Consider the following 14,894-nt stretch of genomic DNA (forward strand, 5'->3'; position numbering starts at 1 on the left):
ATTATTTTTGACTTTACAGCGATCTTTTGACTTCTTTTTCCTCAAAGCCTTCAATGATATCGCCTTCTTTGATATCGTTATAGTTCTTGATACTGATACCACACTCATAACCGGACCTCACTTCATTGACATCATCTTTCTCGCGTTTTAGCTGATTAATTTCACCGGTATAGGCAACAATACCATCACGGATCAATCGGATCTGGTTATTTCTTTTCACTACACCATCGGTCACATAACATCCGGCTACCGTACCTACTTTAGAGATTTTAAAGATTCTACGGACTTCAATGTTACCGGTGATAATTTCCTCAACCGTAGGCGCCAGCATACCTTCCATCGCATCTTTGATCTCATTGATGGCATCGTAGATGATAGAGTAAAGGCGAATTTCAATTTCTTCTTTCTCAGCCAGGTTTCTGGCACTGGCAGATGGCCTCACCTGGAAACCAACGATAATAGCATCTGAGGCTGAAGCCAGCAATACATCTGATTCTGAAATCTGACCTACTGCTTTGTGAATGATATTAACCTGTACCTCTTCAGTAGATAGTTTCAACATAGAATCAGAAAGGGCCTCTACTGATCCGTCCACGTCACCTTTCACGATGATATTCAGCTCTTTGAAAGAACCGATAGCTAATCTACGACCAATCTCATCCAGTGTAATGTGCTTCTTGGTTCTGAGCGATTGTTCACGGTGAATTTGCTCACGCTTGTTAGCAATTTCTCTCGCCTCCCGGTCAGACTCCATCACATTGAATTTATCGCCTGCCTGAGGCGCTCCATCCAGCCCCAGCATCTGTACCGGTGTAGAAGGGCCTGCCTTCGTAAGCTTGTTTCCACGGTGGTCAAACATGGCTTTTACCTTACCATAATGCGCACCAGCCAGTATTACATCTCCTATTTTCAGATCACCTGCCTGAACCAGCAGGGTGGTTACGTAACCTCTACCTCTATCAAGAGTAGCTTCAATCACTGTACCTACCGCCCGCTTATCAGGGTTAGCTTTCAGTTCAAGTAACTCTGCTTCCAGCAATACTTTTTCAAGGAGGTCATCAATGCCCTGTCCTGTCTTGGCAGAAATCTCCTGGCACTGGTATTTACCTCCCCAGTCTTCTACCAATATATTGATATTTGCCAGTTCTTCACGAACCTTATCAGGATTGGCATTAGGCTTATCTATCTTGTTAATGGCAATTACGATGGGTACACCCGCTACCTGCGCGTGATTGATCGCTTCTTTGGTTTGGGGCATCACATTATCGTCAGCCGCTACGACTACGATGACTACGTCTGTGACTGAAGCTCCCCTGGCACGCATGGCTGTAAAAGCTTCGTGACCGGGTGTATCCAAGAAGGCTACCCGCTTGCCGCTTTCGGTAGTTACATCATATGCGCCTATGTGCTGTGTGATACCTCCTGCTTCGCCTTCGGTAACTTTTGCACTTCGGATATAATCCAGCAGTGAGGTTTTACCGTGGTCAACGTGACCCATGATGGTTACGATAGGGGCCCTGTCTTTCATATCCACATCTTCGTCCTCTTCCACTTCCACTGAGATTTCATCTTCAGTATCGGTGAAGTCTACATCATAACCAAACTCATCGGCGATTACGGTAATGGTTTCCGCATCCAATCGCTGGTTGATAGAGACAAACATACCTAAGGACATACAGGTAGAAATCACCTCATTGACACTAACATCCATCATAGATGCCAGGTCATTGGCAGAGATAAACTCAGTAACTTTGAGCTTCATATCCTGCTCCTGCTCGGCAGCCTGTTGCTCACGTTCACGACGATCAGCACGACGACGTTCCTGACGATTACGTGAAGCTTTACCTTTTTTGCCTCCCCCGCTTAGCTTAGCCAGGGTTTCTTTAATTTGCTCTTGGATTTCTTTTTCGGAAGGTTCCTCCTTCTTCGGTCTCTTTTTGCCACCACGACCTCTCTTGTCGCCACCTTTACCGCCAGGAGCAGAACCTTTTCCTGAAGCAGGTGCTCTACCTCCTCTCTCTCTGTTATCCGCCCCACTTTTTTCATCCTGACTTTTGATTCTGCGGCGACGCTTCCTTTTCTTCTTATTACCTCCTTCATCAGAAGAGGCTACAGGCTTGGCTTTTTTCTTACGTTCTTCAGGCAAATCAATTTTACCTACCACAGTCAGTCCTTTTAACTGATCGGCTCTGGTATTGACACGGTCGGTTTTTGAATCTTCGCCCTTATCTGCCTTACCTTTTTCTTCGGGTTTCTTTGCTTCGGTCTTTTGAATCTCTTTTTGGGTTTCTTTTTCTGATGAGTCAGCAGCGCTGCTTTCTTCCTGAGGCTCTTTTTCTTTGGCCTCAGCAGCAGGCTTCGCGGTCTCTTCTTTTTCTTTAGGTTCTTCTTTTTGAGTATCTTTAACCTCAGGCTTTTCTTCTGCTTCTGCCTGTTCTGCTTCCGCCTGAATCTCTTTTTTCACTTCTTTAGGCTCTTCTTTTTTAAGCTCTTCTTTTTTAGCTTGAGGGGTAGAGGTCTCTTTTTCTTCTTGAGCTTGAGGAGTATGGGTAGTATCTTCTGCCTTAGGCTGAGGGGCAGGTTTTTTTTCAGCCTCTTTCTTTTCTGCTTCAGGCTGAGTAGGCTTTCTGTCTTCTGCTTTTTTGTCTTCTGCTTTCTTCTCTTCTTCCTTCTTTGCAGCAGGCTTTTTGCGGTTAAGGCTATCCAGGTCAATCTTACCTACAACTTTAATCCCTTGTAAGCGATTGGACACCTTTTCCGGCTCGTCTTCTTTTTTAGCCGTTTCTTGCTTCTTATTGTCAACCTTAGGCTCATCTTCCTTGGCATCACCTTCTTCCTGTGACTCGGAAAGCCCTTTGATAAATAATTCTTCTTCGTCCTGATCCTTTTGCTTCTCCTTCTTAGAAGAATCAATGATCATATTTTCTGAATGTTTATTACCAATGGTGAGGCCAGAGGCTTCTTCCTTATCCAACGCAGAAGACGCAAATTCCTTGGCAAGCATGTTGAACTGCTCAATGGGAATCTTCGCATTTGGTTTATTGTCGACCTCAAAGCCTTTGTTAGCAAGATGCTCAGTAATTGTAGACAAACCTACATTGAGCTTTCTTGCCACCTGGCTGAGCCTCATCATTTTTTCCTCTACCATACTCAAATATCTATTATTTTCTATTCTAAATAAAAATATTATTCAAATTCTTGTTTAAGAACCCTAATTATGTCCTCAATAGTTTCCTCTTCAAGGTCAGTTCTTCTTACAAGTTCATCTTTTGTAAGCGACAAAACACTTTTAGCAGTATCTAAACCAATTCTCTTTAGCTCATCTATTACCCAACTTTCTATTTCATCAGAAAACTCTTCCAGATCGACATCCTCATCATCTTCAATGCCGGCTGTTTCTCTGAAAACATCTATTTCATAACCCACCAGACGGCTGGCAAGCTTAATGTTTTGCCCACCTTTGCCAATCGCTAATGATACCTGATCGGGCTTCAGGAATACTGATACGCGTCCATTTTCAGGATCTATTTTGATCGTACTGATCTTGGCAGGACTTAGGGCACGTGTAATGAACAGCTCGAGGTTATCGGTATAGTTGATAACGTCAATGTTTTCGTTTTGTAACTCACGGACAATACTGTGAATTCGTGAGCCCTTCATTCCTACACAGGCTCCTACCGGATCTATGCGATCGTCATACGACTCTACAGCTACCTTGGCACGCTCGCCTGGCTCGCGTACAGTTTTACGGATCATGATCAGGCCATCGTAAACTTCAGGCACTTCGCTCTCAAATAACCTCTCCAAAAATTTCGGAGCAGTGCGGGATAAGATAATTCTAGGGTTACCGTTGACCATTTCCACCCGGTGGACAATAGAGCGGACGGTGTCTCCCTTTCTAAATTTATCCTTATGAATCTGCTCTGATTTAGGAAGAATCAGCTCATTACCTTCTGCGTCAATCAGGAGAATTTCTCGTCCAAGAATTTGATATACTTCACCAACGATAATTTCGCCTACCAGATCTTTATATTTATGAAAAAGAATATCTTTTTCCAGGTCTTTCACTTTCTGTATAAGCGTTTGGCGAGCAGTCATTACGGCACGACGCCCAAAATCTTCCAGCTTAATTTCTTCTGCTACTTCTTCTCCAATCTCAAAATCGGGCTCTATTTCCTGCGCTTCAGAAAGACTTATTTTGTCATGATCCCAAATGTCTTCGGAATTATCATCTACAATTTCTCTGAATCGCCAGATTTCCAGGTCTCCCTTGTCGGCATTGATGATGACGTCAAAGTTATCATCCACACCATATCTTTTGCGAATCATCGTACGGAAAACGTCCTCCAATATACGGATCATCGTTGGGCGGTCAATATTTTTGCCTTTGGCAAATTCCGCAAATGACTCAATTAATGTTGTAGTATCCATCATTTTATTTAAATGAAGCTAAGACGTTTGTTTTTTTAATGTCCTGAAAAGGGATTACTACTTCCTTAGTTTCTCCCCGCTTTTTTGATTTATCCTTACTTTTAACTTTAAGCTCTTCCTTGAGCACTATCTGTTGCTCGTCCACCTGCATCAGTACTCCTTTTTTAGTGGTATTATCCTGCAGAAGTACCTTTACATTCCTACCCACATTCTTCTTGTACTGCCTGTGCATCTTCAGGGGTAAGTCAAGTCCGGGAGAAGATACTTCCAGCGTAAAACTTTCGCTAATTAAATTTTCTTCTTCCATCCTGGCGCCTAACTTACGGCTGATTTCTGCGCAGGTATCAATGGATATACCTTCGTCTCCATCCAGATGAACCACTACTTTCTGGCTGTTTTTAGCATTTGATATACTAACCTCCACTAAAAACAGCGATGGGTCTTGCCCTTCCAGCATTTCCTGAACCCATCCTTCTATCTGCACCTCTAAACTCATATCATCTTTTCAATAATAAAAAAGAGGGGACTTTTGCCCCCTCTGTATTAGTTTTGAAACCACGATACAAAGGTAGTGAAAATTCTGCCTAAATCAAACAGAAAGCAAGATTTGACTTGCTCATCCATAGACATTTATTCATCTACAATGGTAAACAAGTCTCTGGCTAAATAGATTCACATCTTCTTGGTTTTATGCTTAGCGTAAATTTTCTTGCTCAGCCATGAACTTATCTGCCGCCAAATACAATTAATAAGCCACTAAATCTGTTGAGTTTTGGATCATTTAGCTAGTCTAATCATGCGTAATCAACTGTTAATTGTCCTTAGTGCCCTAACACTATTGCTTAGCGCCTGTCAGCAGGATGCTGAGCAGTCCCTTGCTGAGAAAACTACGGATACTGCCCCGCAGGAAGAAATAGTAGTGCCTGCATTCAATGCTGACTCTGCCTATCATTTTGTGCAGCGGCAGGTTGACTTTGGCCCTCGCGTACCCAACACTTCCGCTCACCTTGCCACGGCTAATTTTCTAAGAGAAACGCTGGAAAACTATGGTGCTGAAGTACAAATACAATCATTTGATGCACCCGCTTTTGATGGTACTTCCCTGGCCCTGCAAAATATCATCGCTTCTTTTAATCCTGATGTGAGCAAACGAATACTTCTGGCTGCCCATTGGGATTCCCGCCCTTTTGCTGATAAGGATGATGAGCGCAAGCATGAACCCATAGACGGGGCTAATGATGGTGCCAGCGGTGTAGGGGTACTTTTAGAGCTGGGCCGTATGTTTCAAGTGCAGCCCCCAGAAGTTGGTGTGGATATCATTCTTTTTGATGGAGAGGATTATGGAGAGCCAGAAGACTATCAGGAAAGCAGTGAAAGCAGCAATCAGGTATGGTGGTGCTTAGGCTCACAGTATTGGGCAGAAAATAAGCACAAAAATAACTATATGGCTTATTATGGCATATTGCTGGATATGGTAGGCGCTGAAGGAGCGCAGTTTTACCGTGAGGGCGTCTCAATGCGAGCTGCACCGAGCATTGTGAAAAAGGTCTGGGGCAAAGCACAGGAGTTAGACCATGGGCGGCATTTTGTATATAAAAACAGCCCGGAAATAGTAGATGATCACATTTATGTAAACTACAATGCCAAGATTCCGATGATTGATATTATAGACTATGCAGCGGGGAGCGAAGCCTATTTCCCTGCTTACCATCATACCCATGATGATAATATGGACATCATTAGTAAGGAAACGCTAAAGGCAGTAGGAGAAACTGTAGCCGGTGTAGTTTACCATGAATAAGCAAAAGCCCTGCGGTTACAGGGCTTTGCTATGTTTTTTAAAAAGATCTTTACTTGATGTTTTGCGTAAGCAGACCCATGAGATATTCTCCGTAGCCACTTTTAAGCTGCTTTTGCGCTAGTTTTTCAATTTGCGCTTTACCAATAAACTTCATCCGGTAAGCAATTTCCTCTATACAACCAATCTTCAGTCCCTGCCTTTTCTCAATCACCTGCACAAAAGTGCCTGCCTGCATCAGAGAGTCAAATGTACCCGTATCCAGCCAGGCAGTGCCTCTGCTCAGAATACTTACATTCAGCTTACCCTGCCTCAGATATTCCTTATTTACATCCGTAATTTCGTATTCCCCTCGCGCACTGGGCTTAAGGCGGCGGGCAATTTCAATCACTTCGTTGTCATAGAAGTAGATACCGGGAATGGCGAAGTTCGACTTAGGCTCTTTTGGTTTTTCTTCAATAGAAATCACTTTTTCATTTTCATCAAACTCTACCACACCATAGCGCTCAGGATCATGAACATGATACGCATATACGATGCCGCCATCCGGGTCTGCATTGCTTTGAAGCAGACGGGCGAGATCACTACCATAAAAAATATTATCTCCCAAGATCAGTGCTACCTTATCATTTCCGATAAAGTCCGCTCCGATCGTAAATGCCTGGGCTAAGCCTTCGGGCTTCTCTTGCACAGCATAAGAGAAACTACAACCCAGCTCACTTCCATCTCCCAACAGCCTCTTAAAGTTTGGCATATCGTGCGGTGTGGAAATGATGAGTATCTCCTTGATGCCCGCCATCATCAGGTTAGACAATGGATAATAAATCATAGGTTTGTCATATACCGGCATAAGCTGCTTGCTCACCGACAAAGTAAGTGGGTGTAAGCGTGTCCCTGAGCCGCCTGCAAGAATGATCCCTTTCATAAAATTATATTTTGGTTAAAATCTGTAAAAAAATAGAAAATCAGAATCCAGTCATGCTATTTTCTACGATTTCCTAAGTTCTTAATTTATATACAAATAAGTATAGCAAAAGTATACGGAAGCACGATTTATCAATATCTTTGCCTCCCCCAAAGCAACACAAAAACTATGCTCTGGAAGGAAATAAAGTTATTAGTTCGTAAAGAAATTGTACTGGAGTGGCGACAGCGCTATGCCTTTAATGGTATTCTGCTCTATGTAGTGAGTGCTGTTTTTGTCTGTTATCTCAGCTTTAACCTGCAAAGAGGGGGGCTTCAGGTAGTAACCTGGAATGCCTTGTTCTGGATCATTATGCTGTTTGCTGCCATCAATGCCATTTCCAAAAGTTTTATGCAGGAAAATTACGGGAGGCAGATTTACTACTACACGCTCAGTAGTCCGCAGGGAATTATTCTCTCCAAAATGCTGTACAATGTAGTCTTAATGCTCATTCTCGCATTTACCTGCCTACTGGTGTATGCTTTGGTACTGGGGAATCCTATTCAGCACTGGGGATTATTTATCGCAAATTTATTTCTGGGGGCAGCAGGGTTCTCTACCACACTGACGATGGTGTCAGGGATAGCATCCAAGACGGGCAACAGCAGTACTTTGATGGCTATTCTGGGTTTTCCGGTGATGATCCCGATGTTGCTCATGGTGATCAGGGTTTCCAAAAATGCGATTGATGGACTGGATGTGAGTGTGAGCTACGATGATCTGATCATATTGGTAGCTATTAATGGGATTGTAGGCACAGTTTCTTATATCCTGTTTCCCTATTTGTGGCGAAGCTGAGATATCGGAGGAATAATAGTGAGAAAATTCAACTATTTTTCTTCCGTGTATTATACTCAAAATCAATACTTTACATTTTCATAAAATTTTGCAAAGCAATGATTTTGAGTATAATTTGCAAAAGATTTTGTTGCTGTAACGAAATGGATTTTAACGCTTAATACTATGAGCTCTCTGTTGAAAAAAAGCTGGTGGAAAATACTGGCTGTAGTCTTAATGGTCTATACCATCGTTGCCGGCTTGCTCTTTGAAGTACCCCGTCTGGCTATTCTTAATGAAACCATAAGAGTACTTTATTTTCACGTTCCTATGTGGTTTGGGATGCTGATACTGCTGACTGTATCAGTAGTCTATTCCATCAAATATCTTAACACCCCTTCTCAAAAAATTGATAATTACGCTATTGAATTTGCCAATGCAGGGATTCTCTTTGGCGTACTTGGCATACTGTCGGGTGCATTGTGGGCCAACTTTACCTGGGGCTCTCCCTGGAGTAGTGATCCTAAGCAAAATGCAGCCGCCATTGCCTTACTCATTTACTTTGCCTATCTGGTATTGCGCAACGCATTACAAGATGAGCAGCAGCGTGCCAAGATCGGTGCGATCTACAATATATTTGCTTTCTCAGCGCTGATTCCACTATTATTTATTCTTCCTCGCCTAACCGATTCTTTACACCCTGGCAATGGTGGTAACCCGGGCTTCAATGCCTATGACCTGGACAGCAAATTGCGGCTGGTATTTTACCCCGCAGTACTGGGGTGGACATTATTGGGTGTGTGGCTTACCAGCCTTCGTATTCGTATCAGAGAAATAAATCAAAAAATAGATGAAAAAACTGAAGAACAATATATCCCGACTTCGGAGAGTGCTGCTGAACACTCTGTTTAGCTTTGGCATATTCCTGCTTACCAGCTTTTCGGCAATTGCCCAAAGTGCTCAGGTGGAGGAAATAGCTATGGCGGATACCTTCCGTGCTGAGGGCAAAATTTATGTGGTAGTGGCTGTTATTCTTCTTCTCTTTGCAGGCTTGGTATTCTATGCCGTTAGAATAGAGCGTAAAGTCAATCGTCTGGAGAAAGAACTGGAAAAGTAAAGTAAAGACATGCTAAAGATTTAGTGGGCTCAAAGGGAAATTAAAAACTAGTTACTACTGTTAGCTTACTAAGGTTTTGGTATTTAAATTCGTAACCTAACGTATTTCGTTCATCATGAAAAAGACTCACATATTTGGCATTATTATCATCGCCGTTTGTGTTATGATCATCATGTCTACTGCCGGCGATGCCAGCACTTACGTTTCTTTTAAAGAAGCTAAGGTATTGGCAACGGGTGGTGAAGATAAAAAAATCCATGTGGTTGGACAGCTTGCTAAAGACGAGCAGGGAAATATTGTAGGCATTCAACCTTCTGAGGATAAACTCTCTTTCTCTTTTGTGATGGTTGATGACAACCAGCAGGAACAAAGGGTTTTTTATAACGAGCCAATGCCCGCTGACTTTACCCGCTCTGAGCAGGTAGTAGTCATCGGCTCCTATCATAATGATGTTTTTGTAGCAGATCAGATCCTCATGAAGTGTCCGTCTAAGTATCAGGAAAAAGAAATCAGCTAACTTATGTTCAACGCCTTTCTCGGAGATGCAGGTCATCTTTTTGTCATTATCTCTTTCGTTTCCTCACTTGTTGCTGCCTTGGCTTACATCAAAGCAAGTAATGCACATGAGCTGGAACAAAAACAATGGAGAACCTACGCGCGTGGCGCGTTTTATCTGCACGGCATCAGCGTATTGGGAGTTGTAGCCACGCTCTTTTATATCATTTTCAATAATCATTACGAATATCACTATGCCTGGAGTCATGCTTCTCGCAGCCTTCCTGCATATTATGTGATTTCCAGCTTCTGGGAAGGGCAGGAAGGAAGCTTCCTGCTCTGGATATTCTGGCATGTACTTTTGGGAGTGGTGGTTATCAATACCAATAAGCGTTGGGAAGCGCCCGTCATGGCGGTTTTCGCTTTTGTACAGGCTTTTCTGGCTTCTATGATCTTAGGTGTAGTCATTGGTGATGTAAAAATCGGTAGTTCTCCTTTTATCCTGCTGAGGGATGTTATGGAAGCCCCGGTATTTGCCACCAATCCGGAATTTGTGCCTGAGGATGGTACCGGCCTTAACCCATTGCTCCAAAACTACTGGATGGTGATCCACCCTCCTACTTTATTCCTGGGCTTTGCGATTACCATCATCCCTTTTGCCTACTGTATCGCCGGACTCTGGAAGAAAGACTACGAAAACTGGGTGAAGCCTGCTTTGCCATGGATGATCTTCGGCGGCGCAGTCCTTGGCTTAGGAATTATGATGGGTGCCTATTGGGCGTATGAAACACTTAATTTCGGCGGATACTGGAACTGGGATCCCGTAGAAAACGCGGTCTATATTCCCTGGCTCATCATGATCGCCAGTATACATACCCTGATCATCTTCAAAAATAATGGCACTGCGCTCAAGACTTCTATCGTGCTGATTATCGCCAGCTTCGTACTGATTCTGTATAGCACATTCCTTACAAGAAGCGGTATTTTGGGTGAGGCCTCCGTGCATAGTTTTACCGACCTGGGCCTTTCAGGCCAGCTTCTGGTTTACCTGCTTTTCTTTACCCTAGGCGCCATCATACTGGCAGCGATCCGCTGGAAACATATTCCTACTTCGGAGAAAGAAGCTTCAGCCTACAGCCGTGAGTTCTGGATTTTTATCGGAGTGACCACCCTTTGCCTGATGAGTTTCCAGGTGCTGATCCCTACCTCTATTCCGGTATGGAACGCTATTGTGGAATTATTCGGAGGCATATCTAATGTGGCCCCTCCTGCTGATCAGGTGGCCTTTTACACTAAATTCCAGCTTTGGTTTGGAATTGCCATCGCCCTCCTATCCGGTACCGGGCAGTTTTTCTTCTGGAAGAAGATGGATAAAGAAAAGCTTAAAAGTGAACTCACCATTCCCGTAGTTACAGCCCTGCTCATCAGCTCATTAGCTATATTGGTAGGTAAGGTAAGTGATCCGGTATACATTCTACTCCTTACTGCCTCTATTTATTCGGTGGTAGCTAATGCTAAAATACTGATCAAATTTGTCCGCAGTAAAAACTACCGTCTGTCCGGTGGTTCTGTATCTCATATCGGTATCGCGATGATTCTTATCGGAATCCTTTTCTCTTCCGGTTATTCTAATGTGGTGTCTATCAATAACTCAGGCTTACTTCTTTTCAAAGATGCTCCTGATGATGCCAATGTGGAGAACATGTTGCTTTGGATTAATGAGCCCCGTGAGATGGGACAATATGAGCTTACCTATAAGGGATCCCGTGTTGAGATTAAGGATATGCCCGGCTATATAGAGAAAAGCGCATTGATCCGTACCAATGATGATTACACTGCCATCGCCAGGAAAGACCTGGCAAGCGATGGAGAAGTTTACTTTGAGAAAGGAGATACAGTAAGTGTATACGCTGAAAACACCTTTCATGAGGTAGTTTACAAACATAAAGAGACCGGAAAGGAGTTCTCATTGTTTCCACGCTCTCAGGTAAACCCCAATATGGGGCTGATCGCCTCTCCCGACATTCGTCGTACCTTTGGAAAAGACCTTTATACGCACGTTTCTGCCATCCCTAATGATGAAGAAGAGAAAGAATGGAGCGAGCGTGAAGAAACAGAAGTACAAATCGGCAAGCAGTTTTTTATCAATGACTATGTGGCTGTACTGGAGAATATTGAGCGTGTAGATCAAGTTGAAGGATCGTCTATAGAGGATGGAGACCTGGCCGTGAAAGCAAACATCAGGGTGTATGGTGAGAACGAGGAATATATGCTTACTCCCTATTACCTTATCCGTGATCGCATGGTGGGCCGCGTACCTTTTACTTCTAATGAACTTGGGGTAAGGCTAACATTACTCAACATCAATCCTGAGCAAAACTCATTTGAAATCGGTGTGGAGACCACCCAGAAGGATTACATCGTGCTGAAAGCCATTGAAAAACCTCTTATCAACGTACTTTGGGCGGGTACTATCCTGCTGATGGTCGGTTTTGGTATAGCGATCAATCGCCGTTATAAGGAATTTGTAAAGCAACGTGAACAGGAAAGTGCTTCTACTCCTAAAAAGAAAAGGAGTAAAACTGAGCCTAAAAAAACCAAGGGTACGGTTTCTGTATAAATTAGTCTCAATATTTCTTTTTACATCAAAAAATTAAAAGGCCCGCTACCCGGGTCTTTTTTTGTGTGCTTCAGTGTAATACATAGAGGACCTAGCCTTTTCACCCATGTTAAATTATATTGTTTGGAATCCTGACGGAATCATCTTTGACCTGGGCTTTATTTTATTGCGCTTCGCTGGTACTCCTTGCTTTTTGCACTAGGTTTTATTCTCAGTTGTCAGATTTTGAGCTCTTACTTTAAAAAAGAGGGAGTAGCCCAGGAAAAATTAGATAAGCTTACGATTTACGTAGTGCTGGCATCAGTGATAGGAGCCCGGCTGGGACATTGCTTATTCTATGATTTTGATTATGACTTCCAGCATATCGCAGAAATTTTCCTGCCAGTAAAATTCAACCCAGCGTTTGAATTTACCGGTTATCAGGGCCTGGCCAGTCATGGAGGAATTTTAGGAGTGTTTATAGCTACTATTTTATTCTGCAGGAAGTATAAGGTGAAACTACTCTGGTTATTAGACAGGCTTAGTGTGATGGGTGCGCTGGTCGGTTGTTGTATACAACTGGCAACCTCATGAACTCCGAGATTATCGGAAAACCGGCTCCTGTTAGCTGGGCTTTCATTTTTTTTAAGGGTTGATAATACCCCCCGGCCCCCAGGCAGTTATATGAAGCGATTGCCTACTTTATGATTTTCCTGATCCTTAACACTTTATACAGAAAGCTTCATCAGCCATCGGGCTTCCTTTTTGGGCTTTTTCTCGTTCTGCTGTTTACTATCAGGTTCTTTATGGAGTTTTTCAAAGCTGATCAGGTAGCCTTTGAAGCTGAAATGGCATTGAACATGGGGCAATGGCTCAGCATCCCTTTTATTCTTTTTGGTTCGGCTTTGTTGTTACTGAAAAGAAAGCCTTTGCCTCTTTAGGATGAAGAAAACACATCAGGTATAAAAAAGCCAAACCTCTGTATCATGAAGACAGAGGCTTTAATGTTCCATAGAACCATATCTAAGACGAAACCTGGTTCCGAAACAGGCAGGGATGCTACGCTTTGTTTCTGTTTCTTACCTTGATCTTCTACCGGCATTTTTTTTTTACTGAATGATAAGGGAAGGTTACTTCCATACGAAAGCCTCTAGCGTTACTATGACGCTAGAGGCTTTTTTCAAAATAAAGACTTCCTTTTTATTCTCTAATATTTACGTCTTCTTCTGTAACCATAGCAACTGGACGTCCTTTTTTAGTAGTCAGGTTACTAACGACAAAATTACCTACTTTTCTCCCTTGCTGCACGCCTACTTCGCAGGCGGGCATATAATGGATTCCTCCGTATAAACGGCTGATCGCGGCTTCCTCAGAGGCTTTGATAAATGAATCAAACTCGCGGGGGGGTAAGCCATAAGCTACTTCCGTAGTATCTTTGAAATGAAAAGGTTCTCCAAATAAGTGAGTTAATGCTACTGCCGCAGAAGAAGAGATTACACTATGTCCACTGGTGTACTCAGGGAAAGGAGGCGTCTGTAGCAGGGGTGTCCAATCAGGGTCCACATGCTGATTAATCACTGTTTCCGGGCGGATTAAATTGCTACGATATTTTTCGTCCCAGCAGCTGATAAAGCCGTCCATCAGTGCAATGGAAGTTACCGTATAAGCTTCTACAGCCTGCATAAGATCTGCTTCTGCCTGACGAGAGGCTATGGCAGTGATGCCTATCCAATGACCACCAGGCGTAATTTTCTTGGTCGCAAACATCACATGCCCCTGATGGTGCGAAACATAGGGATTACAATCCCAAAACTTAGCGATTTCTTCCTGCTCGTCTGTTAGGTTTTTGCCGGTGTTATATACCTCCATCATTTCCTTATAAAACTGGCTATCCTCATCCATGCTAAAGGTGGTAGGAGGCACAGGCTTGAACTGCTGTGCTGAATCAATAACCAAAGCACGAATAGAAGCCCAGTGAGGTTCAATGCCATCCATATAATCGGGAGGAGTAGGCTGCCACCGTCCGGGATCATCTTTTACTGTAAACTTCGGAAAAGTACGGGTCTGCTTGTAATTGTCTTTGTCTGCCCAGGCCATTATATGATCGGCTACCTGCTGTCCATAAGCAATTGAGTTCTCATATACATCTGATGAAAGCGCAGATTCATATTTACTGTACACCTGCTCCTGATATTCATCCATCTTCTCCTCTGAGAAGATGAGGGTTTTACCTACAGTAGTAAACGCGTGAATGCTGGCTAAGGAGAAGTTATATGCTTTCCCTTCTTCTGGCTGAGGCGTTTTTTCCAGGCCGCTGATTTGTCCGGCAAGGCTTTGGTACTCCGAATGCTCATGGATAAGTGTCTCATAAGCTGCCATGCTGGCATAAGAGTAGATACGACTGGCTACCGGAGGTGAGAAAATATCATATACAATGATATCGGTAAGCTTCTGCATGGCACTATGGATCAGCTCACCATCATCAAAATTCATCTCGGTTTTAGGTTGACACGCCCCTATCCAAATCAGGGTAAGTACAATTAGTAAGGATTTAAAAGACTTCATAATACGAGATCGGTTCACTCTAAGTAATAGTAAATCAATGGTTGTTTGCAAAATTACGCTTTTGGGGCAAACTTTCTACTTATGTATTATTGTTGGTAACAACATGCCCTTTGCTGATAGTTTCCATTAGGCAACTTTTCTCTATTGT

13 protein-coding genes are annotated in these 14,894 nt (G+C 43.2%); 8 read left to right on the plus strand and 5 right to left on the minus strand.

All coding sequences use genetic code 11. The annotated features are described in order from the left end of the window. Positions 1-13 precede the first annotated feature (13 nt). From infB to rimP, 3 genes are read right to left on the minus strand one after another with little or no spacing between them, the layout of a single operon-like run. On the minus strand, positions 14-3,148 hold the full coding sequence (gene infB / locus OKW21_RS26460) for a translation initiation factor IF-2 (protein ID WP_277485562.1): 3,135 nt from the start codon (positions 3,146-3,148) through the stop codon (positions 14-16). A gap of 38 nt (positions 3,149-3,186) precedes the next feature. Beyond that, entirely contained in the window at positions 3,187-4,431 is a 1,245-nt protein-coding gene (gene nusA, locus OKW21_RS26465; protein WP_277487806.1) for a transcription termination factor NusA, read from the minus strand. A gap of 4 nt (positions 4,432-4,435) precedes the next feature. Beyond that, on the minus strand, positions 4,436-4,927 hold the full coding sequence (rimP, locus tag OKW21_RS26470) for a ribosome assembly cofactor RimP (protein WP_277485565.1): 492 nt from the start codon (positions 4,925-4,927) through the stop codon (positions 4,436-4,438). A gap of 300 nt (positions 4,928-5,227) precedes the next feature. On the opposite strand from rimP, the gene OKW21_RS26475 reads away from it, so the two are divergent. Next, entirely contained in the window at positions 5,228-6,232 is a 1,005-nt protein-coding gene (locus OKW21_RS26475) for a M28 family peptidase (protein WP_277485569.1), read from the plus strand. Between the two features lie 49 nt (positions 6,233-6,281). Here the strand turns inward: OKW21_RS26475 and rfbA are convergent, their stop codons facing one another. Next, a complete protein-coding gene (gene rfbA, locus OKW21_RS26480) occupies positions 6,282-7,154 on the minus strand; it encodes a glucose-1-phosphate thymidylyltransferase RfbA (protein WP_277485571.1) in 873 nt (290 codons plus the stop codon). A 168-nt stretch (positions 7,155-7,322) separates the two neighbouring features. Between rfbA and OKW21_RS26485 the strand changes: the two genes are divergently transcribed. The 7 genes from OKW21_RS26485 to OKW21_RS26515 all read left to right on the plus strand — a co-directional run bounded on the left by OKW21_RS26485 (position 7,323) and on the right by OKW21_RS26515 (position 13,122). After that, positions 7,323-7,991, plus strand: a complete 669-nt coding sequence (locus tag OKW21_RS26485; protein WP_277485572.1) for a heme exporter protein CcmB — start codon at positions 7,323-7,325, stop codon at positions 7,989-7,991. Between the two features lie 177 nt (positions 7,992-8,168). After that, the gene (ccsA, locus tag OKW21_RS26490) at positions 8,169-8,882 is read left to right on the plus strand and encodes a cytochrome c biogenesis protein CcsA (RefSeq protein WP_420870145.1); all 714 of its coding nucleotides are present in this window, start codon (positions 8,169-8,171) and stop codon (positions 8,880-8,882) included. Next, positions 8,860-9,087: a CcmD family protein gene (locus OKW21_RS26495; protein ID WP_277485576.1), complete on the plus strand. Its 228-nt coding sequence runs from the start codon at positions 8,860-8,862 to the stop codon at positions 9,085-9,087. The genes ccsA and OKW21_RS26495 overlap by 23 nt, the downstream gene beginning before the upstream one ends. Before the next feature lie 115 nt (positions 9,088-9,202). After that, the gene (locus tag OKW21_RS26500; protein WP_277485578.1) at positions 9,203-9,604 is read left to right on the plus strand and encodes a cytochrome c maturation protein CcmE domain-containing protein; all 402 of its coding nucleotides are present in this window, start codon (positions 9,203-9,205) and stop codon (positions 9,602-9,604) included. Between the two features lie 3 nt (positions 9,605-9,607). Further along, positions 9,608-12,202 (plus strand): heme lyase CcmF/NrfE family subunit, encoded by a 2,595-nt coding sequence (locus OKW21_RS26505; RefSeq protein WP_277485581.1) that lies wholly within the window; start codon positions 9,608-9,610, stop codon positions 12,200-12,202. Between the two features lie 225 nt (positions 12,203-12,427). After that, positions 12,428-12,775, plus strand: coding sequence for a prolipoprotein diacylglyceryl transferase family protein (locus OKW21_RS26510; RefSeq protein WP_338130091.1), 348 nt, complete (start codon positions 12,428-12,430; stop codon positions 12,773-12,775). A 110-nt stretch (positions 12,776-12,885) separates the two neighbouring features. Next, a complete protein-coding gene (locus tag OKW21_RS26515; RefSeq protein WP_277485584.1) occupies positions 12,886-13,122 on the plus strand; it encodes a prolipoprotein diacylglyceryl transferase family protein in 237 nt (78 codons plus the stop codon). Between the two features lie 259 nt (positions 13,123-13,381). Here OKW21_RS26515 and OKW21_RS26520 read toward each other — a convergent pair whose 3' ends face one another. Further along, positions 13,382-14,746 carry a vanadium-dependent haloperoxidase gene (locus OKW21_RS26520; protein ID WP_277485585.1) on the minus strand — a complete coding sequence of 455 codons (1,365 nt, stop codon included), beginning with the start codon at positions 14,744-14,746 and terminating at the stop codon, positions 13,382-13,384. Between the last annotated feature and the right edge of the window lie 148 nt (positions 14,747-14,894).

This window comes from Catalinimonas alkaloidigena, assembly GCF_029504655.1.
Classification (GTDB): Bacteria; Bacteroidota; Bacteroidia; order Cytophagales; family Cyclobacteriaceae; genus Catalinimonas; species Catalinimonas alkaloidigena.